Annotated in this window: 22 protein-coding genes and 1 pseudogene; 13 read left to right on the top strand and 10 right to left on the bottom strand. The window is 72.2% G+C overall.

Annotated elements, in window-relative coordinates; all coding sequences use genetic code 11:
• Window positions 1–2: 2 nt before the first annotated feature.
• Window positions 3–350, bottom strand: coding sequence for an STAS domain-containing protein (locus ACIQK6_RS26550; protein WP_329106433.1), 348 nt, complete (start codon window positions 348–350; stop codon window positions 3–5).
• A gap of 222 nt (window positions 351–572) precedes the next feature.
• Between ACIQK6_RS26550 and ACIQK6_RS26545 the strand changes: the two genes are divergently transcribed.
• From ACIQK6_RS26545 to ACIQK6_RS26515, 7 genes are all read left to right on the top strand, one after another.
• Window positions 573–1499 carry a SigB/SigF/SigG family RNA polymerase sigma factor gene (locus ACIQK6_RS26545; RefSeq protein WP_329106431.1) on the top strand — a complete coding sequence of 309 codons (927 nt, stop codon included), beginning with the start codon at window positions 573–575 and terminating at the stop codon, window positions 1497–1499.
• 9 nt (window positions 1500–1508) lie between these two features.
• Window positions 1509–1955: an STAS domain-containing protein gene (locus ACIQK6_RS26540; protein WP_329106429.1), complete on the top strand. Its 447-nt coding sequence runs from the start codon at window positions 1509–1511 to the stop codon at window positions 1953–1955.
• Window positions 1952–2932 (top strand): sensor histidine kinase, encoded by a 981-nt coding sequence (locus ACIQK6_RS26535; protein WP_329106427.1) that lies wholly within the window; start codon window positions 1952–1954, stop codon window positions 2930–2932. Before ACIQK6_RS26540 ends, ACIQK6_RS26535 begins: the two co-directional genes overlap by 4 nt.
• Before the next feature lie 115 nt (window positions 2933–3047).
• Entirely contained in the window at window positions 3048–3512 is a 465-nt protein-coding gene (locus tag ACIQK6_RS26530; RefSeq protein ID WP_329106425.1) for an ATP-binding protein, read from the top strand.
• Window positions 3513–3610: 98 nt separating this feature from the next.
• Window positions 3611–3733: a hypothetical protein gene (locus tag ACIQK6_RS26525; RefSeq protein ID WP_329106423.1), complete on the top strand. Its 123-nt coding sequence runs from the start codon at window positions 3611–3613 to the stop codon at window positions 3731–3733.
• Window positions 3734–3965: 232 nt separating this feature from the next.
• Window positions 3966–4403 (top strand): SRPBCC family protein, encoded by a 438-nt coding sequence (locus tag ACIQK6_RS26520; protein WP_329106421.1) that lies wholly within the window; start codon window positions 3966–3968, stop codon window positions 4401–4403.
• A 5-nt stretch (window positions 4404–4408) separates the two neighbouring features.
• Window positions 4409–5233, top strand: a complete 825-nt coding sequence (locus tag ACIQK6_RS26515; RefSeq protein WP_329106419.1) for a DUF1206 domain-containing protein — start codon at window positions 4409–4411, stop codon at window positions 5231–5233.
• 24 nt (window positions 5234–5257) lie between these two features.
• Here ACIQK6_RS26515 and ACIQK6_RS26510 read toward each other — a convergent pair whose 3' ends face one another.
• The 4 genes from ACIQK6_RS26510 to ACIQK6_RS26495 all read right to left on the bottom strand — a co-directional run bounded on the left by ACIQK6_RS26510 (window position 5258) and on the right by ACIQK6_RS26495 (window position 7583).
• Window positions 5258–6382 carry a glutamate--cysteine ligase gene (locus ACIQK6_RS26510; RefSeq protein WP_329106417.1) on the bottom strand — a complete coding sequence of 375 codons (1125 nt, stop codon included), beginning with the start codon at window positions 6380–6382 and terminating at the stop codon, window positions 5258–5260.
• Between the two features lie 216 nt (window positions 6383–6598).
• The gene (locus tag ACIQK6_RS26505; protein ID WP_329106415.1) at window positions 6599–6772 is read right to left on the bottom strand and encodes a CsbD family protein; all 174 of its coding nucleotides are present in this window, start codon (window positions 6770–6772) and stop codon (window positions 6599–6601) included.
• Between the two features lie 121 nt (window positions 6773–6893).
• Entirely contained in the window at window positions 6894–7049 is a 156-nt protein-coding gene (locus tag ACIQK6_RS26500; protein ID WP_329106413.1) for a DUF6131 family protein, read from the bottom strand.
• 150 nt (window positions 7050–7199) lie between these two features.
• Window positions 7200–7583 (bottom strand): PRC-barrel domain-containing protein, encoded by a 384-nt coding sequence (locus tag ACIQK6_RS26495; protein ID WP_329106411.1) that lies wholly within the window; start codon window positions 7581–7583, stop codon window positions 7200–7202.
• Window positions 7584–7871: 288 nt separating this feature from the next.
• On the opposite strand from ACIQK6_RS26495, the gene ACIQK6_RS26490 reads away from it, so the two are divergent.
• Both ACIQK6_RS26490 and ACIQK6_RS26485 read left to right on the top strand, forming a co-directional pair.
• Window positions 7872–8660 (top strand): VOC family protein, encoded by a 789-nt coding sequence (locus ACIQK6_RS26490; RefSeq protein WP_402695595.1) that lies wholly within the window; start codon window positions 7872–7874, stop codon window positions 8658–8660.
• Window positions 8661–9059: 399 nt separating this feature from the next.
• Window positions 9060–9593: a hypothetical protein gene (locus ACIQK6_RS26485; RefSeq protein ID WP_329106409.1), complete on the top strand. Its 534-nt coding sequence runs from the start codon at window positions 9060–9062 to the stop codon at window positions 9591–9593.
• A 204-nt stretch (window positions 9594–9797) separates the two neighbouring features.
• Here ACIQK6_RS26485 and ACIQK6_RS26480 read toward each other — a convergent pair.
• Window positions 9798–10265, bottom strand: a pseudogene (locus ACIQK6_RS26480) (DoxX family protein); the annotation flags it as partial.
• A gap of 133 nt (window positions 10266–10398) precedes the next feature.
• On the opposite strand from ACIQK6_RS26480, the gene ACIQK6_RS26475 reads away from it, so the two are divergent.
• Both ACIQK6_RS26475 and ACIQK6_RS26470 read left to right on the top strand, forming a co-directional pair.
• Window positions 10399–10746, top strand: coding sequence for a GntR family transcriptional regulator (locus tag ACIQK6_RS26475; RefSeq protein WP_329106405.1), 348 nt, complete (start codon window positions 10399–10401; stop codon window positions 10744–10746).
• Window positions 10743–11732, top strand: a complete 990-nt coding sequence (locus tag ACIQK6_RS26470) for a DUF1648 domain-containing protein (RefSeq protein ID WP_329106402.1) — start codon at window positions 10743–10745, stop codon at window positions 11730–11732. The genes ACIQK6_RS26475 and ACIQK6_RS26470 overlap by 4 nt, the downstream gene beginning before the upstream one ends.
• A 10-nt stretch (window positions 11733–11742) precedes the next feature.
• Here ACIQK6_RS26470 and ACIQK6_RS26465 read toward each other — a convergent pair whose 3' ends face one another.
• Window positions 11743–12141 carry a contact-dependent growth inhibition system immunity protein gene (locus ACIQK6_RS26465; protein ID WP_329106400.1) on the bottom strand — a complete coding sequence of 133 codons (399 nt, stop codon included), beginning with the start codon at window positions 12139–12141 and terminating at the stop codon, window positions 11743–11745.
• 86 nt (window positions 12142–12227) lie between these two features.
• A complete protein-coding gene (locus ACIQK6_RS26460) occupies window positions 12228–12758 on the bottom strand; it encodes a hypothetical protein (RefSeq protein WP_329106398.1) in 531 nt (176 codons plus the stop codon).
• A gap of 200 nt (window positions 12759–12958) precedes the next feature.
• Here ACIQK6_RS26460 and ACIQK6_RS26455 point away from each other — a divergent pair, with 200 nt between their 5' ends.
• A complete protein-coding gene (locus ACIQK6_RS26455; protein ID WP_329106395.1) occupies window positions 12959–13507 on the top strand; it encodes a DUF4262 domain-containing protein in 549 nt (182 codons plus the stop codon).
• 5 nt (window positions 13508–13512) lie between these two features.
• Here the strand turns inward: ACIQK6_RS26455 and ACIQK6_RS26450 are convergent, their stop codons facing one another.
• Window positions 13513–16851, bottom strand: a complete 3339-nt coding sequence (locus ACIQK6_RS26450) for a BTAD domain-containing putative transcriptional regulator (protein WP_402695594.1) — start codon at window positions 16849–16851, stop codon at window positions 13513–13515.
• Window positions 16852–17035: 184 nt separating this feature from the next.
• On the opposite strand from ACIQK6_RS26450, the gene ACIQK6_RS26445 reads away from it, so the two are divergent.
• Window positions 17036–18049 carry an NADP-dependent oxidoreductase gene (locus ACIQK6_RS26445; RefSeq protein ID WP_402695593.1) on the top strand — a complete coding sequence of 338 codons (1014 nt, stop codon included), beginning with the start codon at window positions 17036–17038 and terminating at the stop codon, window positions 18047–18049.
• Window positions 18050–18120: 71 nt separating this feature from the next.
• Here the strand turns inward: ACIQK6_RS26445 and ACIQK6_RS26440 are convergent, their stop codons facing one another.
• Complete coding sequence (locus ACIQK6_RS26440; RefSeq protein WP_402695592.1) at window positions 18121–20298, bottom strand: SpoIIE family protein phosphatase; 2178 nt, start codon at window positions 20296–20298, stop codon at window positions 18121–18123.
• Window positions 20299–20382 lie beyond the last annotated feature (84 nt).

Here is a 20382-nt window from a genome sequence, read left to right as displayed (position 1 = left end):
CCTCACGTCACGCCGACGGCGTCCTCGACGCTCGGGTGGAGGGAGAGGACCGTGTCGGCGCCCGTCAGGGCGAAGAGCCGGCGGAGTTGTTCGCCCGGGGCGGCGATGCGCAGCGTGGTGAGGTGGTGCATCCGCAGCAGCAGGTTCAGGAACGAGGAGTCTCCGAAGGTGATGGAACCGGCGTCCAGGACCACCAACCCGTGCCGGTCCGCGGCCGAGGCGAGCGCCTCCTGGAGCGGGGCCAGCGTGTCCTGGTCGAGCTCCCCGTGCGCCGCCACCACCCACCCGGATCCGGCCAGGTAGCCGTCCCCGACGACGCCTTGGTGGTTCGCGTCCCCTGCTCCGGTCATGTCCGCCTCCCCGGATCGTCACCTGTACGGCTTCCGCAAGGGAGTATGCCTGCTCGCCGGCCGATCGAGGACGCCGAGCCCCACGGCACACCTACCCGGAGGCCGGCGCCACCTCATCGGCGGCAGTCGCGGAGAAGTTTTTCGGCGAGGGACGAGTAAGGGCGTGAAGTCGGGGCACAAGCGCCCGAGCAGCCGTCAGTCAATCGGGAGGGAACGGCCACCATGTCTCGCTCGGCCACCGTCGCAGGCCCCATTCGTGCAACAGACGCGTACCTGACGCCCGCTGTGCCCGGCGCCGTGGAAGCGCCACGGCAGGACGTGGAACTGCCCGAGGTGAAGAACGCCCGGGAGATGGCACCCGCCGACGCGCGCGAGTTGTCGAAGCTCTTCTTCCTCCAGCTCGGCGTCCTGGAAGAGGGCACACGCGAGTACCAGTACGCCCGCAACACCCTGATCGAGATGAACCTGTCGCTGGTTCAGTTCGCCGCGCGGCGCTTCCGCTCCCGTGTGTTGGGCGGGGGTCTGGACATGGACGACATCATCCAGGTGGGGACCATCGGTCTCATCAAGGCCATCGACCGCTACGAGCCCGAACGCGAGGTCGAGTTCTCCACCCTGGCCCTGCCTTACATCACCGGCGAGATCAAGCGCTACTTCCGTGACACGACCTGGGCGGTGCACGTCCCGCGCCGTCTGCAGGAACGGCGTACGGAGCTCGCCAGGGCCCAGGAGGCCCTGACCGAGCTGCTGGGACGGTCCCCCACGGTCAAGGAGGTCGCCCAGCACCTCGAGCTGACCGAGGAACAGGTCGTCGAAGGGCTGGTCGCCGCGAACGGCTATACGAGCGGTTCCCTGGACACCTGCGCCGAGGGCGACGAGCCGTCGACGACGACGAGCCGGACGACGCGTCCGCTGGCGGACCGGCTCGGTGAGGTCGATCCCGCCATGGAGCTCTTCGAGGAGTTCCACACCCTCGCGCCCCTCCTGGAGCAGCTGGACGAGCGCGACCGGACGATCCTGCGGATGCGCTTCGGCGAGGACCGGACGCAGGCGGAGATCGGCGCGGAACTGGGCATCTCCCAGATGCAGGTCTCGCGCCTGCTGTCGCGGACCCTGGCCCGGCTGCGCGCCGGAATGCTTTCGGTGTAGGCCGCGGGCATGCCCTCACCCCACCGGCACGACGGACCCGTCCCGTCCGTCCCTCTCGTCCCGTCCGTCGGCGCACAAGCGCTCTACGAGGACGGGATGTGGGCGGACGCGGTCGTGCGGAGCGCCAACGCCGCAACGGGTACGGCGGCGACGCTGACCGCCCACCCGTTGCGCGACCGTCCCGGTGCCCTGCTGAGCGGCAGCTGTGACCTCGACACCCGGGCGATCCTGGGCGCGGCGCTCCGCGTCGTCACCCGGATCCCCGGCCCGGTCGTCCATCTCGACCTCTCCGCCGTGGCCTTCCTGGACACGGCCGCCGTCGCCGCCCTGGTGCAGGCCAACGCCACCGTGACCGGCCAGGGGCGTCGCCTGCTGCTCCACCACCCGCCATACTCGCTCCGCAAGCTCGTGGAGATGTTCCCGGACGAATGCGCCGCGCTGGAGGTCGCAGCATGATCCGTTTTCCTGCGTCCGGCGCCTCCGGGGCCTTCGTCCACCCCGCCCTCTTCTACCGGGGTCAGGCGGATTACCTGGCGGGCGTGGGCGGGTTCGTACGGGCCGCCCTCGCGGCCGACGAGCCGGTGCTCGTGGCCGTGCCCGGCCCGCTGCTGGACGTCCTGCGCGAAGACCTCGGCATCGCCGCGTCCGAGGTGACCTGGACGGACATGACGGACCTGGGCCGCAATCCCGGCCGCATCCTGGCCGCCCTGCAGGAGTTCGCCGACCGACACCCGGACCGACCGGCCCGGATCGTGGGCGAGCCGATCTGGCCCGGCCGCTCACGGGCCGAGGTGCTGGAGGCCACGCGCCACGAGGCGCTCATCAACACCGCCTTCGCGGGGAGGCGGGCCACCGTCCTGTGCCCGTACGACGTCCTCGGCCTATCGGCCGCCGTGGTGTCCGATGCCCGGCGCACGCATCCCACGCTGCTGGAGGACGGCAAGGCCCTGCCGAGCCCGGACTACGCGGACGCCCCGTCGGTCGGCGCCGACTGCGACGCCCCCCTGCCCGAGCCCGACGGCGGTGCGCCCTGGCTCGCCTACGCCCACGGGCAGCTGGGCGAGGTACGCGCGTACGCCGAGGCCTTCGCCCTCGGCACGGCCCTGAGCGCGGCGCGGCGCGGCGACCTCGTCCTGGCGGTCGGGGAGGCCGCCGCCAACTCCCTCTCCCACGGAGGCGGGAGCGGCGCGCTCCGGCTGTGGAGCACCGCCGGATCCGGTACGGGTGCCAGTACGGGTGCCGGGACCGAGGTCGTCGCGGAGATCCGCGACGGCGGTCACCTCGCCGACCCGTTGGCGGGGCGCCGCCGTCCCTCCCTGGCATCGGTCGACGGCGGCCGCGGCCTGTGGATGATCCACCAACTGTGCGACTTGGTGGAGATCCGCGCCTCGGACGCCGGTTTCACTCTGAGACTGCACATGACAATCTTCTGAGTGGCCGGCGGTCCCCTTAGACTGTCACTCGCGCATTCGGGCGTCCTCGGCCCCACGGGGCCTGTTCGTTCCCGCGAACAGAGACCAATGTCAACGGTGGGGGTGAAAGACCACAGTGGAAACGATCGGGCCGGAAACCGGCGATCGTAGGCCTGCCGGGCTTTCCGTCGCGGGGCAGCGCCGTCGGCTCGCCCTGGCCGGCGTACGCGGACCCGTGGCCAAGGGCCGCGACTTCACGCGCCAGGCCCTGCTCGACTGGGGTTGGGGCGGGACCGAGACGTCCGAGGACGCCCTGCTCCTGGTGTCCGAGCTGCTGACCAACGCGTCCCTGCATGCGGGTGGTTGCATCGAGCTCGCGCTCTCGGCCGGCGAGGTCCTGCGGATCGAGGTGTTCGACGGCACGACGACGCCGCCCCGCCGCCACCCGTCCCCGCAGCGTGCCCTGCCGGGCGGCCACGGCCTCTACATCGTGGAGCGCGTCTCCGATCGCTGGGGCACGCACACCCACGCGGAGGGCAAGGCCGTCTGGGCCGAGATCGAGGCGTCACGGCTGACCTCGGGCAGATCCGCGGGGCTCTGACCCGGCCGATGCGCGAGGGCCGCCCGTACCACCGGACCGCCCCGCGCCCCGTCCCCGTGCCCGAGCTTCGTTCCACCTGACGGGGGCAGGCGTGCGGTATGACATCCCACGCGCTCGACTCGCTGGCCCTGACCGTGGCACCCGGCCCCGCCTGGCTCCATCTGGCCGTCATCGCGTTCGCCCTCCTCGTCCTGCTCCACAGCCTGGCCCGGCACCGGTAGGCCTGAATTCGTTCCCCCGGCTCTGTTTGAGCCTTCGATTCGGGGCCAGACGCGTAGATGTCGGCGGGTCGCCGTTTCGAGCGGGGCGGCGACCCGCCGAGATCCGCGGCCGCACGCCGGTGTCCCGTCCCCCCGGGCACCGCGTGCGGCCGCGGTCCTACAGGGTCCTGGCGGCGGTGACCGGCATCGCGGGACGCGGAGCGGGGCCGCCGACGACACGGAAGGGGTACGCATGTCGCACGTCGAGGAGTACGTCGAGGTCAACGTTCCGGCACGGACGGCCTACAACCAGTGGACGCAGTTCGAGGAGTTCCCCGCGTTCATGGAGGGGGTCGAACGCATCGAACAGCGCACGAACACGCTCACCCACTGGGTGACGAACGTGAACGGCGTGCGGCGCGAGTTCGACGCGCAGATCACCGAGCAGTTCCCGGACCGCCGCGTCGCGTGGATGACGGTGGGCGGGGAGCCGCGCCAGGCCGGGCTGGTGACCTTCGAGCCGATCGACGCGACCACCACCAAGATCGTCCTGCACATGAACTGGGTGCCCGAGGGCGCCGCCGACAAACTCGGCTTCGTCAAGCGCCGGGTCGCCGGGGACATGAAGCGGTTCAAGCTGTTCATCGAGTCCCGCGGAGCCGAGACGGGTGCCTGGCGGGGCGAGGTCTGACCGCGATGGGGAGCGGCCGACCGAGCAGCGGCCTCCGGGCCGCGTCCCGCGGTGGCGGGGGCCGGGAAGTCGCGGCGCGCTGCGGGCTGCTGGCCCGCGGGGTGCTGTACGCGCTGGTCGGAATGCTGGCCCTGCGCGTGGCCTCGGGTGATCCCGGTGGCAAGGAGGCCGACCGCCAGGGCGCCCTCGAGGAGCTCATGGGAAGGCCCTTCGGCGGCGTCCTGGTCTGGGCCGTGGGCATCGGGCTGGTCGGCATGGTGCTGTGGCGCCTGTCGGAGGCGGTGTTCGGCGCGGCCGGACCCGAGGGGAACAAGCCGGTGAAGCGGCTGGCCTCGGCGGGCCGGACCGTCTTCTATGCCGCGGTCGCCTTCTCCGTCCTGTCGTACGCGGCGGGCGGGGACGGGCGCTCCGGGGACCAGCAGTCCCGCGACACGACGGCGCGGGCGCTGGACCTGCCCGCCGGCCAGTGGCTGGTGGGCGCGGCCGGGCTCGGGATCGCCGTCGCGGGCGCGGTGATCGCGGTGCAGGCTGCGCGGCGCAGCTTCCGCAAGCACCTCGCCATGGGCGGGGTCTCGGCGCGTTGGCGCGCGGCCGTCGGTCTGCTCGGGGTGACCGGCGGCCTGGCCCGGGGCACCCTGTTCGCGGCGGCCGGCGGTTTCGTCGTGCATGCCGCCGTGCGCTACGACCCGGCGCAGGCGAAGGGCACCGACGACACCCTCAGGTCCTTCGCCCTGACGCCGGCGGGGCCGTGGCTACTGGTCGCGGTCGCCCTCGGGCTGATGCTCTTCGGGGCCTTCTCCTGGGCGATGGCCCGGTGGCGCGAGGTCTGATCCCGTGCGGGCGGGCCGCTGGTCTCAGAAGGCGGGTGTGGCCGTCGTCGTGTCCGCGCAGCCCAGGACCACGCCGGCGAGATCGCCCCGCTCGGTCAACAACGCGCGTTGGGCACGGGCCCCGTTGCCCCGTTCCAGGAGGGTGGCGATCTCCGCACTCACCCGTTCCTCGTCGCCGTGATCGACGAGCGCCTGGCGGACGTGCTCGTGGAGGGCCCGTACGGCGGTGGCGGGAGCGGTTTCCCGCATCGTCAGGGGATGCAGTAGCGGTCCATCCAGCCCCGACCGCCCGGCCCGCCAGCCGGCCAGTCGCAGCAGGCCCGTATCGATCCGTGGCGGCGGTTCCCCCGCCCGCCAAGCCCGGGCGGCCGTTTCCACCAGCGCGCGGACGAGGGCGGCCAGGAGCACCGTGGTCCCCGCCTCCAGGCACACGTCCGCGACCCGGATCTCCACCGTGGGGTAGACGGCCGACAGGCGGGCGTCGAAATAGATCATTCTTTCGTCGTGCAGCACGCCGGTGTCCACCATCGTGCGGACCTGCGCGTGGTAGCGGTCGGCGGACCCGAAGACGTCCACCGGCCCGGCCGAGGGCAACCGGTTCCACACCCGGCTCCGGTAGCTTCCGTAGCCGCTGTCCGTGCCCTGCCAGAAGGGGGAATTCGCGCTCATCGCGATCAGCACGGCGAGCCAGGGTCGGATCCGGTCCAGGACGGCCACGCCCTCCTCGTCCGACTCGACCGAGACGTGGACGTGGCATCCACAGGTGAGCTGTTCCTGCGCGGTCAGGCCGAACTGCTCGGCGATCCATTCGTACCGCTGCCCGGCGCTCCGTGAGGGCCGTACGGGTAGGGGCGACGTGCCGAGGGCCGCCACGAGGGCTCCGGCGGAGGCCGCGTGCCGGGCCGCCTCCGTGCGCCACCGGACGATCTCTTCCCGGAGCTCGCCCATCTCCGTCACCGGTTTGGTGCCGAACTCCACCTGCTCCCTCTGGAGCTCCTTCTCGAAGACGTGCTCCTTCGCTCCCCCGCCCTTGGAGCACTCCCCCGTACAGTGGTCCGCCGCTGCCAGGACCGTGCCCGAGACTGCCAGCGGCTCACCGGTGGCAGCGTCGACCAGCAACAGCTCTTCTTCCACTCCCACGCTTCGCATCCGCCGCCGCCCATCGCTCCCGGGTTCAGATCGATACAGGTGGCCGCGTTCGAGGTGAGCACCCCGATGCCGCACGCACCCGCGGAAACCTTGCCGTCTCACGTTCACACGTAACGCGGTTCCATGCATCCGCCGTCACGGACGCAGCGCCGTGCACGTGCCGAGGTCCCGCACCCCAACCACGGGTGCGGGACCTCGGCGAAAACCTGGTGCGCGTCAGCGCTTGAAGACATCCTTCATCTTCTCCTTGGCCTGACGGGCATCGCCCTTGGCCTTTTCGGCCCGGCCCTCCGCGGTCAGGCGTTCGTTACCCACCGCGCGTCCTGCTGTCTCCTTGAGCTTTCCCTTGGCCTGTTCAACCTTGGAGCGGCTCTTCTCCTTGTCCGACACGGCTGATCACTCCCTGGGGAATCGGAACGGAAATGGGACTACGTGCGTTTTTCATCCGACCGGAATGGCGAGGGCCGAAGTCCGGGCCCCGGCGTCCCTCGTGCGGCGTAGGGCCTCCCGGTCAGTAGTAGTGGCGTCGGCCGCCGACGGCGTGCCCGACCGAGCCGAGGATCCACAGCACCGCACCGACCACCAGCAGGATGATGCCGATGGTCCACAGAATGGAGATCCCGGTGAAAAATCCGACGAGCAGTAGGATAAGCCCGACAAGAATCATGGTGTCCTCGTTCCCGATTCGGAATTCGACGGAACAGTTGGGTCCGCCGGGGCGTCTCATAGGGCGTCTACCCTCGAATTCTGCCTTTACCGGTTCTCTGCCGGCCGATTTTCAACGACGGGAATTCCCGCCGCGTCGCGGGCACGGTTCTCATCCGCGGTGGCTGCCGACCGGGCCTTCGCCCGGCAGCCACGTGATGCCGTAGTAGCTACCGACTTCCTCCCGGTAGCCGCGGTCCCGGAGGTGCTTCTCCCGGTGGAACTCGGGGGCGTTCTTGATCCGGTCCTTGTCGGCGTTCACGTAGACCTTCTCCTCCTCCAGGTCGATCCGGGACACGGTGCTCGCCGGGAGGAGCACCTCCTTGCCGAAGATCCACACCCCGGTGTCGACGACCAGGTAGGCATCACCCACGTCGTAGGAGTGCTTGTCGACCTTCCCGATGTGACCGTCGGTCGCCTCGACCGTGTATCCGGTGAGATCGGCCCAGGTCAGGTGAGCCGATGGCGGCCGGAAGCTCCACACATGCTCAGTCACGCGAAACAACTCCTCCCGGTGGGGTTGACCCGCCGCGCCGCGTTCCGGACCGACCGGTCACGGACCGCACACGACACGCCGGACCGCCGTCGTGGGGCCCTACGTGTTGACGCGGCTGCCCGCCCTGTCGTCGGCCAAACACCGGCGCGGGGAGTTCCGGGCCGGGGCCCGCCGCGTGCCCGAGAGGGACATCGCCCGGTTCGAACCGCGCCTCGCGGCCCAGCGCCCCCGCCCGGTCTACGGTGGAAGGGTCCCGTCCCCCGTCAACGGCAGATGAGGCTGACAGCTGTGTCGACTTCGAGCCACGAGATCTTCGGTTCCCCGTGCTGGGTCAGCCTGCTGGCCCGGGATCTCGAATCCACACAGCGGTTCTACGCCGGGGTGCTCGGCTGGGACTTCCGCCCCACCCACCTCGGCGGTGGCATCATGGTCGCCTTCCGCGACGGAGCACCCGTGGCGGGCATCGGCGCACTCGCCGGGCGCGCCGGCGCGCCGGTGCTGTGGACGCCGTACTTCGCCGTCGAGGACGCCGACGTGACCGCCGCCCGGATCCTCGAACGCGGCGCCACCATGGCGGTCGGCCCCGTGGCCTTCGGCACCGGCCGCATCGCCCTGGCGGCGGATCCCGCCGGGGCCGTTTTCGGCTTCTGGCAGGGCGAGGTCGTACCCGACTGGTCGGTCGGCCGTGGAAGTGCACCCGCCTGGCTGGAACTGCGGACGCGGGACGCTTTCGCGGCCGCCATCTTCTACGGGGAGGTCCTCGACTGGGCCGGTTCGCGTCCCGGCTGCTGCGCGGTCTCCTACGAGCACGCCCACGTCGTACTGCGCCACGGCCACGACACCGTGGCCCGCATCAGCGGCGGCGCACTCGAAGAGGCACCGGACCCCGAGGTCCGTCCCCGATGGCACGTCCACTTCCGCGTGCCCGACCTGGAGACGGTGGTCGAGGCCGCGCTCCGGCTGGGCGGCAGAACCGCATCCCCCGTACAGACGTCCCACGTGAGCCGGTCGATCGTCCTCGCCGATCCCGAGGGGGCGCTCTTCACCGTGGTGACACCGCAGGACGGCCCGGCCTGACCCGCTCGGGACGGCGGTGGGCGTGCCGATGACTGCCCGACAGCGAGTCCTGCCGCAGCAACACCTACGACCTGTACGACTGCAACGGGTCTGATGCACAGCATTCACCCCGGGACACCAAGGGGTGGACCGTCCGGGTGACTTCGGAGAAGGCTCCCTGCCCGCCCGACGTAGCGAGCGTCAACGACACCGCCGTACGGCCCTGTTGCGGCGCGGTCGATCAAGCGCCGGAGCCGGGTCACATCCGAGTAGCCGCAGCCCGGGCTCGTCTGACGGACCGCCCGGCGCCGTGCGGTCGACACGCGACAGAAGGATGGATAGAGGCCGCCCATCCACTGCTAGGGTGTCATGCGCCCATCAAGTCGGGCTCTCGCACACTGATATTTCAACGGGGTTGACGTGAAGCTTCGCCATGTCCGCGCGGTAGCCGTATTCGGTATCGCAATCTTCGCACTCACCGGAGCCCGTGGCTCCCACGGCGGTAGCTGCGGGGGCAGCAGCCACAGTTCCGGCTCGGGCTCCAGCGGTTCCAGCAGCTCCAGCGGTGGCACCAGCAGTGGCAGCAACGGCAGTGACAGCACGAGCGGCAGCACCAGCTCGGGCAGCTCCTCGGCCACCGGCGGGTCCGGCAAGAACAAGGCCGAGCGCGACATCAAGATCGACGCGTGCACGATGGACGCGTCGGGCAAGAACCTCGTCGCCAAGATCACCGTCACCAACAGCGGCTCGGTGGACTACACGTACAACATCACCATGAAGTTCCGCGGGGGCGCCACCTCGGCGGCGACCCCCGCCCAGGCCAAGGTCACCGCGCTCACGGTCAAGGCGGGCGCGTCGAAGCAGGCCGAGGCGACCACGGCGTACACGGGCAAGGGCGACGGCAGCGAGTACAAGGAATGCGTCGTCGACAGCGCGTCGAAGAGCGCCCTGTGAGCTGTTCCTGATCGAGCGGAGCCCCCTCTCCTGGACCGTTGGAGCGGGGGCTCCGTCATGTTCGGACGGAGGCGGTCCATGCGCTCGAGCGGATCACGGACTCACCCGAGCCCGGGCCCGACCCCGGGCCCGCCGGGCACCCGCGCGGGATCCCACGGGCGTCACGGTCGGGTCGGAGTCGGCACGCACCCCGGCGGCAGCACCGCGCCGCCGGTGGAGCAGCGCATCGAGGGACAGGACCGGCGCGCCGGCGAGGATCAGCGGAGTCCAGGCCAGCAGGTAGATCACGTCCGCGCCGAAGTAGTACGGGGTGGTCGACCAGCTCATGGTCAGCCACAGGCTGAGTGAGATCAGCGCACCTCCGAGAGCCGCGATCCGGGTCAGCAGGCCCACCAGGGCCCCCAGTCCGACGGCCAGCTCGCCGGCGGCGATCGCAATGCCGAAGGCGACCGGCCTGGTCAGGGAAAGGTCGATCAGCGCGGGAATGCCCGCGGCGTCCCGCACCGCTTCCATCTGCTGACCGATCGAGCCGTCGCCGGTGGCGGACAGGAACGCCGGATCGGTCAGCTTGTCCAGACCGGCGTAGACGAAGGTGACGCCGAGGAAGAGGCGCAGCGGCAGGAGTGCGTACTCGGAGGCTCTCGCACGGAGGCCGGCAGAAGGCGTGTTCATGACCCTCACACGAGGGCCCCCGCCGTCCGGTTCGACCGTCGGACCGCGCTCTTGGCGGTCGCGGAGGTCACCGGGCCCGTCCGGATCACGACGGGTGACTGATGAAGTGAATGGTGCTAGCTTCATTGGTACCATGTTGCTGAGGCTGAACATCGCGGACGACCGTCCCCTGCACGAGCAGGTGGCCGGGGCCGTTCGGCGTGCGATCGCCGAGGGGGAATGCGGGCCAGGTGACCGGTTGCCGTCGGCGCGGGAGTTGTCACTGGCGCTGGGCGTCAACGCCAACACCGTGCTGCGGGGGCTGCGCGCGCTGCGTGACGAGGGGCTGCTGGAGTTCCGGCGCGGCCGCGGGGTGACCGTGGCCCGTGGGGCGGACGGGCGGTCGGCGTTGCTGGAGCGGGTGCGGGAACTGGTGGCCGACGGGGCGCGCCTGGGATACGGCAGGGCCGATCTCATAGAGATGATCAAGGAGGCGCAGTGAGCGGCAGCAAGGACCGTGGAGAGCGTGGGCCGGGCGGCTTAGCGGGGCCTGGGAGCGGGCCCGTATGGGGGATGGCGGCCTGGGCGGCCGGGATCCTCGCACTGCTCGTGGGGCTGCCGCTGGCGGCACGCAGGGGGTTCGAGGACCTGCTGGCGACGCACTGGAACGCTTCCGGGGAGCCGGATGGTGCGCATCGGCTCTGGGCGGTCGTGCTGGTGCCGGTCGCGATCTGGATCGTGGTCGTCACGAGTGCGGTGTTCTGGCGGGCGGCCCGCCGCTGGCGCGGGACGGTTCTGGTGTCGTGCGGGGTGCTGCTGGCCGGTGAGCAGGTCTCGATCGTGCGGGCGAACCTCTCCCACGCGGACTGGCACGACGCGGACCCGGTCACCGGCGGTGCCGTGGTCACGGTCGTCGTGGCGGGCGCGGCCGGGCTGGTGGGAGTACTGGTGAACGGTCGCCGCGCGTCCACCGCCTCCCGGGGGCAGGGCCCCCGGATGGTCATCCCAGCAGGTGAGCGCCGCGTATGGCTCGCCTCCACGGAGAACCCGTGGCTGTACCTGCTCTCGGCCGTCACCGGGGTCGGCGCACTGGCCACCCTGCTCATCGGGCTCGGCGATCCGTCGGAGCCGAGGTGGCTGCTGATGACGCCGTTCCTGTTCGCCTCGATATCACTGCTGGCCTTCTCCTCGGTACGCGTACGGGTCACGGAGCGCGGTATGGACGTGGCCTTCGGGCCCCTCGGGTGGCCGGTGCGGCGCTGGAAGGCGGCGGACATCGAGTGGGCGCGGGCCGAGAACCGGTCACCGGCCCAGGTCGGCGGCTGGGGCTACCGGCTCAGCGGGCTGGGCACGACGGTGATGCTGCGGAGCGGTGCGTGCCTGGTGATCCGGGCCAAGGGCAAGGACTTCGCGGTCAGCGTGGACGACGCCGAGCGGGGCGCGGCCCTGCTGAACTCCCTGGCAGGGGCGCACGTCGAGCAGCCCTGAAACCGGCCGCTCAGCCCCACTGCCCGGCCAGCCCGTAGGCCCTGAGCCGAGCCAGTTCCTCCTCCGGCAGATCCGCGACGACGGCCACCAGCTGCTCCCGCAGGTCCGGGAAGAGCGCCCAGGCCGGTTCGGGTCGGCCGAAGGCGGCGAGCAGCAGGTCTCCCGGATAGAAGTACGCGTCCAGCAAAGGGTCGTTGAGGAGCAGGCGCACCGCGAGGGGCAATACGTAAGGCAGGCCCACCTCTTGGGTGATCAGCGCGCGCAGGTCGGCCGGGGTCAGGTCACCGAGGCGTTTGCGGCGCAGGGCGTACACCTTGGTGACCAGGTTGGTGGTGGGCGAGGGGGGCGGGGGCCATGGAGGTCCGTCGAGCTCGTCGAGGGTGCGGTCCAGGTGGAGGAGACGGGTCATGTGCCCATCCTCGTGGATCGAGCGAGCGGGCCGGGCGGACGGTACGCGTCCGCCCGGCCCGGTCCGACCTGGAGCCGGACTGCGGTTCAGTGGAACAGCATGGAGGCGTCCCCGGCCGGGGTGGTGACCGATCCCGGACACAGGAAGCTGCCCGAGGTCTTGGTGGCGGTGAAGGCCCGGTTGACGTACTTCCGGCTCGTCGCGTCGCGGTCCCACACGATGGCCGTCGCCTTGTAGCGGCAGGAGATGAAGCTCTGCTTGCCGGTGATGTCGATCAGGTCGGTCCGTGCCGTGCCGGCGGCGTCGTCGAAGGTGAAGGCGGGGTTGTTGTTGAGCGTGGCGGCGATGCCGCCGCCACAGGCCAGGTTGCCACCCGGGGTGTTGATCGTCGTACGGTCGACGGTGAGGGCGTTCGGGGGAACTGCGCTGGTGCTCGCATTGGTCCAGCTACAGCTGTTGCCGGCGACCACCATCACCCCGTCGACCTTCTGGTCGACGGCGGAGGGGCCGGTGCCGTGCGCGAGGGCGGTACCGGTGCCGGTGAACGCGGCCGCGACGACCAGCGTTGCGATACCGGCGAAGCGTGAGATGCGGGTGCCGTGCGTGATGTGCCTCATGGTTCGCTCCTCCATGCCACGTACTGGTGGGGGTGGGCGAGGCGTGGGGCCTCACAGAGTGTGCGGAGTGCGTGCCCGGAGAGTCCCACAGCCGCCCTGAACTGTCAGGAGCATGTCAGTCTGCTGCGCAGAAATGGCCGAAAATGCCGAGCCGGCGGCCCGCCGCGTCGCACGCCCCGCGGGCCCCGTAGCCTCGCCGCATGCACCGTGATCCTTTCGAATGCCGCTGCGTCCTCTGCCACGACTACGGCGACCGCGCCGAGGCGGACCAGATACACGGTCGCATCGTCGGCGACGTGCGACGGCACGGCTGGCACGTGGTCATGGTCCCCGAGGACGAGATCGGGCCCGGGTTCGCCTACACGATCGGCCTCGCCCACACGTACGGCGCCCCCGAACTGTGCACGTTCGGACGTGATGTCCACGAGATGCACCGCGTGCTCAACGCGCTCGGCGATCTGGCCGCCACCCCCGCCGTACCGGCGGACGGGCAGGAGCACGGGGGCGTGTGGGACGGTGGGCCGGTACGACTCCGGAGCGTCGACATGCGCTGGTTCCGGACCTTCTTCGGCCGGGCCATCGGGTTCTACCGGCGGCCCCCGCTCCCCTTCCTCCAGGTCACGTGGCCCGATGCGGAGGGGCGCTTCCACTGGCATGAGCAGGCCGGCGAGGACCACCGGGAGTCTCAGCCCCGGCTGTGGCTGCGGCCCGACGACCACCCCGCGGGAGTCTGGACCGCCGAACTCTGACGCGGTCACGGCCCGGCGCACTCGAGCAGGGCGGCGGCCTGCTCCTGCGGCGACAGGGCGCGGCCGCGCGCGAACGCGGTGGCGAAGGCCTCCTCGCCCAGCCGCGCGCGAAGTCGGGCCGTCGCCCGGTCCACGTCGTGCCGTTCCGCCGGCGGCAGCGGGGTACCGAGGGACTCCCGCAGTGCGGCGGCCGTACCGAGGAGCTCCACCGCCCCGGCGGCCCGGTCACCCGAGACGTCGGCCACCGACCCGGCGCCCGCCAGCCCTTCGAACGCCAGGGCGAGGGCGCGCGGATCACCCGACCGGCGGGCCGCTGCGAGGCCGTCCCGGTGCAGGGTTCGCGCGAGCGGGGCGTCACCGCGCAATTCGGCCACGTACCCCAGCTGCGCCAGGATCAGTGCGACGCTGATGTCCACGCCGAGCCTGCGGCTCCAGTCGAGCCACGGCAGCAGCCGGGCCTCGGCGGCGTCCAGGTCGCCGTCCCGGCGGGCACCGAGGGCCAGGCCGATCTCCGCGAACTGCTGGGCCGGCCGGTGCGACTGCTCGTCGGCCAGCCGCCGGGCCTGCTCGTGGAGGTCCGCGGCCCGCGCGGTGTCCCCCGTCAACAAGGCGATGCGGCCTTGCTGGGCCAGGCGGAAGGAGACCTGGGTGAAGAGCTCCAGTTCCCGCGCGCTCCGTACGCCGTCCTCGTGGAGCCGGGCGGCCTGCGCGTAGTCGCCGCTGATCTCGGCGAGGACGCCCAACTGTTCCGAGGACTGCAGCCGGCCCCACTGGTCGCCGAGTTCCGCGAACAGCCCCGCCCCGGCCTCGGCGTTGCGGCGCAGCTCTACGAGGTCGCCGCGGTACAGGGCCCGGGTGGCGAGGCCGCTGAGCGCGGCCGCCTCGCCCCAGCGGTCGCCGAGGTCCCGGAACACCGCCGGCAGTCCTTCGAGGACACCGTCGTCCGCGGCGGTGACGGCAACGCACGCATCGGCAGCGGCATCGGCAGCGGGCCCGTTCGCGAAGCCGAGGCGGGCGAACTCCAGCAGCCACCTGCCCCGCGGGTCGGCGCCGTCGAAGTCGCCACCGAGCAGGCTGTCGTCCCCGGCGAACACGGCGAAGGCGGCCAGCCGGGCCCGCGCACCGGTGACGGCCGGTCCGGCCTGTTCGGACTCGGCGGACGCGGCGGACGCGCACGCAAGTGCGGACCCCAACGCCGTACGCGCCTCGCCGATCCGGCCGCGCAGGCACCAGTACCAGGCCGACGCATTGACCAGCCGCAGTGCGGCACCGGCCGCTCCCGCCGCGACCGCCCCGTCCAGCGCGGCACGCAGGTTGAGGCCCTCGGAGTCCAAACGGCGCAGCCAAGCACGCTGTTCGGGACCGTGCAGGTGGGGCGCGGCCCGCTCGGCGAAGTCGGCGAAGTGCTCGGCGTGCCGTAGCCGTGCGGCCGCGGCCTCGCCCGCCTCCTCGATCCGTTCCAGGCCGTACGCGGTCACCGACTCCAGCATCCGGTAGCGCGGCGGCTCCGCATCGCCACCACCACCGTAGGGAGCGACGACCAGTGAACAATCCACCAGGCGTGTAACCAGGTCCAGCACGTCTTCGGCAGCCGTGTCCCCGGTGGCGCACACCGCCTCCGCCGACTCCAGGGTGAACCCGCCCGAGAACACGGCCAGTCGGCGCAACACCGCCTGCTCGGCCGGGGCCAGCAGGTCCCAGCTCCAGTCGATCATCGCCCGCAGGGTGCGCTGCCGGGCCGGCGCGTCCCGCCGCACCTGGTTGAGCAGCCGGAACCGGTCGTGCAGCCGCTCGGCGAGCGCGTGCACGCCGAGCGCCCTGACCCGGGTGGCGGCGAGTTCCAGGGCGAGCGGGAGTCCGTCGAGGCGGCGGCACACCAGGGCCACGGCCTCGGTGTTGTGCGGGCCCAGGGTGAAGCCGGGTGTGCCGGCAGCGGCGCGGGCGGCGAAGAGCTCCATCGCCTCGGCCCCGTCGAGCGGGGCCACCGCCTCCAGTGTCTCGCCGGCGAGGGCGAGCGGCTCCTGACTGGTGGCAAGGACGCGCAGCCCGGGGGCCCGCTGCAAGAGCTGCCCGGTCAGAGCGGCCACGGATGCGACGACGTGTTCGCAGTTGTCGAGTACGAGGAGCAGCCGTCGCGTTCCGAGCGCCGCGGCCAACCGGTCCCGGGCTGCGGCCCCGCCCCCCGAACCGGGGCCGGCGCCGCCGTCGGCGTCCTCGCGCACCCCGAGGGCGGCCGCGATCACCGAGGCCACGTCGCCCCGCGCGCCCGCGAGTTCGACGAAACGGACTCCGTCGGGGCACGGGCCGGGCCCGGCATCGGCGAGGCGGGCCGCGGCGGCGAGCGCGAGGCGGGTCTTGCCGACGCCACCGGGCCCGGTGAGCGTCACCAGGCGGCCGGCCCCGACCGCCGCGCACACCCGGGCGACGGCTTCCTCGCGCCCGACGAGCGAGCTGACCGGGGTGGGGAGGTTCGTCCCGGGCGGGAACGGCCGCGCCTCCCCCACGGCGGGCACCGGCATCGACTCCGGCTCCGGCTCCGGCTCCGGCTCCGGCTCCGTTGCCGTCGCTGGTTCCGGCACCGGCACCGGCCCGGCCGTCAGTTCCGGATCCTGTCGCAGGATCGCCCCGTACAGCGCGCCGAGTTCGGGGCCCGGGTCAATGCCCAGCTCCTCCACGAACCGTGCCGTCAGCTCCCGGTAGGCCGCGAGCGCCTCGTTCTGCCGCCCCGCGCCGTAGAGCGCCCGCATCCGGGCCGCGTACAGCCTCTGCCGGAGCGGATGCTCCGCGATCAGGGCGCCCAGTTCATCGGCCAGTACGACGTGTTCGCCCAACTCCAACCGTGCCTCGGCGAGGTCCTCCTGCGCGGTGATCCGCCGCTCCTCCAGCCGGACTGCCTCCGTCCGCGCGAAGGCGGCGTCCGGGAAGTCCGCGTATGCGGGACCCCGCCACAGCCCGAGTGCCTCCGACAGCAGCGCGGTCCGCGCCCGCGCTCCGGCCTCCTTGCGGGCGAGCGCGGTCAGTTCGGCGAACCGGCCGGCGTCCACCGCTTCGTCGGCCACCCGCAGCGCATAGCCCGCCGGACCGAACCCGACCAGGGTTCTGCCGCCCTCCTCGGCCCGTGCCAGGATGCGCCGCAGCTGGGAGACCTTGGTCTGCAGGGTGTTCCCCGGGTTGCCCGGCAGGTCCTCGCCCCACAGTTCGTCGATCAGCCGGTCCGCGGGCACGGGCCGCCCGTAGCGCACGAGCAAGGCGCCCAGCAGCGCCCGGACCTTCGCCTCGGGCACGGGGACGGGGATCCCCTCGTCGGTTCGCACGGTCAGGGGTCCCAGCACCTCGAAACGCATGCCGCAACGTTACTTCTTCCTCGTCAACAGGCCGTGAGCAGAGCGCCGGTGGTCTCCGGACCCCGCAGGTCCACAGCGCGTGCGCGGACCGTGCGCCGCCCGTGCGTGGCCCGTGCGTCGCCCCTTGCAGGGTGTTCCTGTGACCGCGACCGAGCGGTCCCCGTCCACACCGAAGGAAGACGCCATGACCGTTTCCCGTGAGGTCCACCTCGCCTCCCGCCCCACCGGTACCCCGAAGCCCGAGGACTTCGAGCTCGTTGCCGTCCCGCTGCCGGAGCTCGGCGAGGACCAGATCCTGGTGCGCAACACATGGATGTCGGTGGACCCGTACATGCGGGGCCGGATGGACGACGTTCCCTCCTACATGCCGCCGTTCGCCCTCGGCGCCGCCCTCGAAGGCAGCGCGATCGGCGAGGTGGTCGCCTCCCGTGCCGCGTCCGTTCCGGTCGGGGCGACCGTCTCGCACTTCCTCGGCTGGCGGGAGTACGCGGTCTTGGACGCCGGTGCCGCCACCGTCGTCGACACCTCGATCGCCCCGCCGACCGCCTACCTCGGGGCGCTCGGCGCCACGGGCCTGACCGCGTACACCGCGCTGACCCGGACCGCGCCGGTCAAGGAGGGCGATGTCGTCCTCGTCTCCGCAGCGGCCGGGGCGGTGGGCAGCATCGCCGGGCAGCTGGCACGCCAGTTGGGCGCGTCCCGGGTCATCGGCTCGGCCGGCGGTCCGGACAAGACCAAGAAGCTGCTGGACGTGTTCGGCTACGACGCGGCTCTCGACCACCGCCGGGGGGATCTCCCCGGCCAGCTCGCGGAGGCCGCCCCCGAGGGCATCGACGTCTACCTGGACGCCGTCGGCGGCGACCACCTCCAGGCCGCCATCGGCGCGATCCGTCCCGGTGGGCGGATCGCCATGGTCGGTGCGATCAGCGGCTACAACGCCCTGCGGCCGGCGCCGGGTCCCGACAACCTCTTCCGGGCCGCAGCCCACGAAGTGACCCTGCGGGGAATGCTGGTCTCCCACCACTTCCACCTGTTCCCCGAGTGGATCGGCAAGGCGGCCGGCTGGCTGGCCGGCGGGACCCTGCGTACGGAGGAGACCGTCGCCGACGGGATCGAGCGGGCGGCCGACGCCTTGCTCGGGGTACTGGCCGGTGCCAACACCGGCAAGATGCTGGTCCGCCTGGGCACGGACCGTTGAGCGCGGACCGCTGAGCGCGGACCGCCGGACGCCGTCGTCCCGGGCAGCCCCCGGGCGTGCTCGGGGACGGTTCAGGTGCGGTGCGCGCCCGTGGAGGGGACCCGGCCCTCGGTGCGCAGCAGTAGGAGGGCGATGTCGTCGGGGCGGGGGCCGTCGCGGTGGGCGTGCTCGATGAGTTCGTCCGCCAGGTCATCGAGCGGGTGGTGCTCGGGTGCGTCTGCGATCAGGCCCGCGACCGCGCCGATGGCGTCCTCGATGTCCCGGCCGGGGGCCTCGACGAGCCCGTCGGTGTAGAGGGCGAGGAGGGTTCCGGGGCTGAAGGGGATCTCGACGGCCGTGTACGAGGCCCCGGGCTCGATGCCCAGGAGGAGGCCGGCCGGCGGCTCCAGCATCTCGGTCGTCCCGCCGGGGTGGCGCAGCAGGGGTGGCGGGTGGCCGGCGGAGGCCAGGCGGACGGTATGGCCGACGAGGTCGATGTGGGCGTACAGGCAGCTGGTGAACAGTCCGGGTTCGAGGTCGGTCAGGAGCCGGTTGGTGCGGGCGAGGACCTCCTCCGGTGGCGCGCCGGCGCCCGCGTGGACGGCGGTGCGGACCTGGCCCATGAGGGCGGCGGCATTCACGTTGTGGCCCTGTACGTCGCCGATGGCAGCCGCGACGGTGGTGTCGTCGATGCGGATGAGGTCGTAGAAGTCGCCACCGATGTCGAGGCCGTGTGCGGCGGGCAGGTACCGGGCGGCCACGTCGAGACGGGGGACGCGGGGCAGGGTGTGGGGCAGGAGGCCGGTCTGCAGGCTGCGGGCCAGCTGGTGGGTGGCGTCGTAGAGGCGGGCGCGGTCCAGGGCCTGCGCGATGAGCCCGGCGATCGAGGTCAGGACGGCGCGCTCGCCGGGGGCGAAGACGCGGGGGTGTGCATAGGCGAGGACGAGGGAGCCGATGGGGCGGTTGGAGGCGATCAGGGGCAGGAACGCCCAGGCGGCCATGCCCTCCTCGACCACCGCGTCGGGGTGGGCGGCCAGGAGCTCGCCCACGTCGCCGAAGAACAGCGGGGTGGAGGTGTGCAGGATGTGGGTGATGGCGGTGTCGGCCGAGACGGGGGTGCCATCGAGCTCCGCCAGGTGATCGGCGGAGTACCCGCGGTGGCCGACGATCCGCACCCGCCCGTCCTGTTCGGCCAGCAGGGCCAGGGCGTGGGCTCCTAGGGAGGGAACGATCTGGTCCGCGGCCTTCTCCACGACGTCCTGCGCGTGCGCGGCCTCGGTGAGGGTGACGGCCAGCATCATGAGCGGGTAGAGCGCGGTGGCCCGGCTCGGTGCAGCCTGCTCGGGGTCCGCGGGCGGCAGGGGGACCGGTGAGCCGGCCCGGTAGCCGACCGGGGTGATGCGGACGCTGATGCCCGTGTTGTCCGGGTAGAGGTCGAAGCACAGCTGCTGTCCGGTGGGGCGTCCGGCGGTGAAGCTCCGGGGCAGCCGGCTCATCGCGGTGGCCCGGTAGTGGTTCTCGATGGCGGGGGTGTCCATCCAGGGAAGGGCCTCCCAGGGCAGGGCCCCGAGCAGCCCGGAAACGGGCGCGCCGAGCAGGTCGGCCGCCTCCTGGGTGATGAAGGTGATGGTGCCGTTCAGGTCGAGCGCGCAGTTGCCCCCGGGGAGGCGCCGGACGAAGGCCATGGTGGCCGCCGCCTCGGCCGGGCCCGGCGTGGGTGAGGGGAGCGGTCGCAGGACGATCGGACGCGGTGGTGGCCGCAGTGGCAGGCCGTCGCCGGCGGCTCGCAGCAGGATGCGCGCCAGCAGGCCTCGGGCCGATTCCAGGGCCTTGAGTTCCCGCTCGTCGAGGTCGGGCCCGTGCGAGCCCGGCCACAGGAACACCAGGCCGGCCCCGGTGGGCTCGGCGGCCCGCCCGGCGGCTTCCCCGGTCAGAGGGGTGGCGGCGAGCGCGAAGTCGTACGGGAGGACGAGACCGAGGCGCGGATAGCGGCGGGCCGTGTCCTCCTGGCCGCCGAGCCAGACGAGCCGGCCTTCACGGACCGCGTCGGCCACCGGAATGGGATCGTCCAGGGCGACCCGCGACCACGGGCCCGCGAACTCGCGGGAAAGTCCGGAGACCAATGTCAGGTGCAGTACGCGCCGGGTGGGGTCGGGGTCGGGCAGGTAGAGCATGCCGATGGACGCTCCCGCGTCGGCACAGGCCCTGACCAGTGCCTCTCTCAGCGCACGCTGGTCGGCTTGCTGATCACGCCCCGGAACGTTTCGCACCTGACCATGGTCTCTCCATATCCCCCCTCCCGTCGGTACCCGCCCGTCCCGGCGAGCCCGTACGGGCCGGCGGACCCGTACGGG

Origin of the sequence: Streptomyces sp. NPDC091682 (genome assembly GCF_044756625.1) — a bacterium.
Taxonomy (GTDB): domain Bacteria; phylum Actinomycetota; class Actinomycetes; order Streptomycetales; family Streptomycetaceae; genus Streptomyces.
The sequence above is the reverse complement of the archived record's forward strand: the minus strand, read 5'-3'. Positions and strand labels throughout refer to the sequence as shown.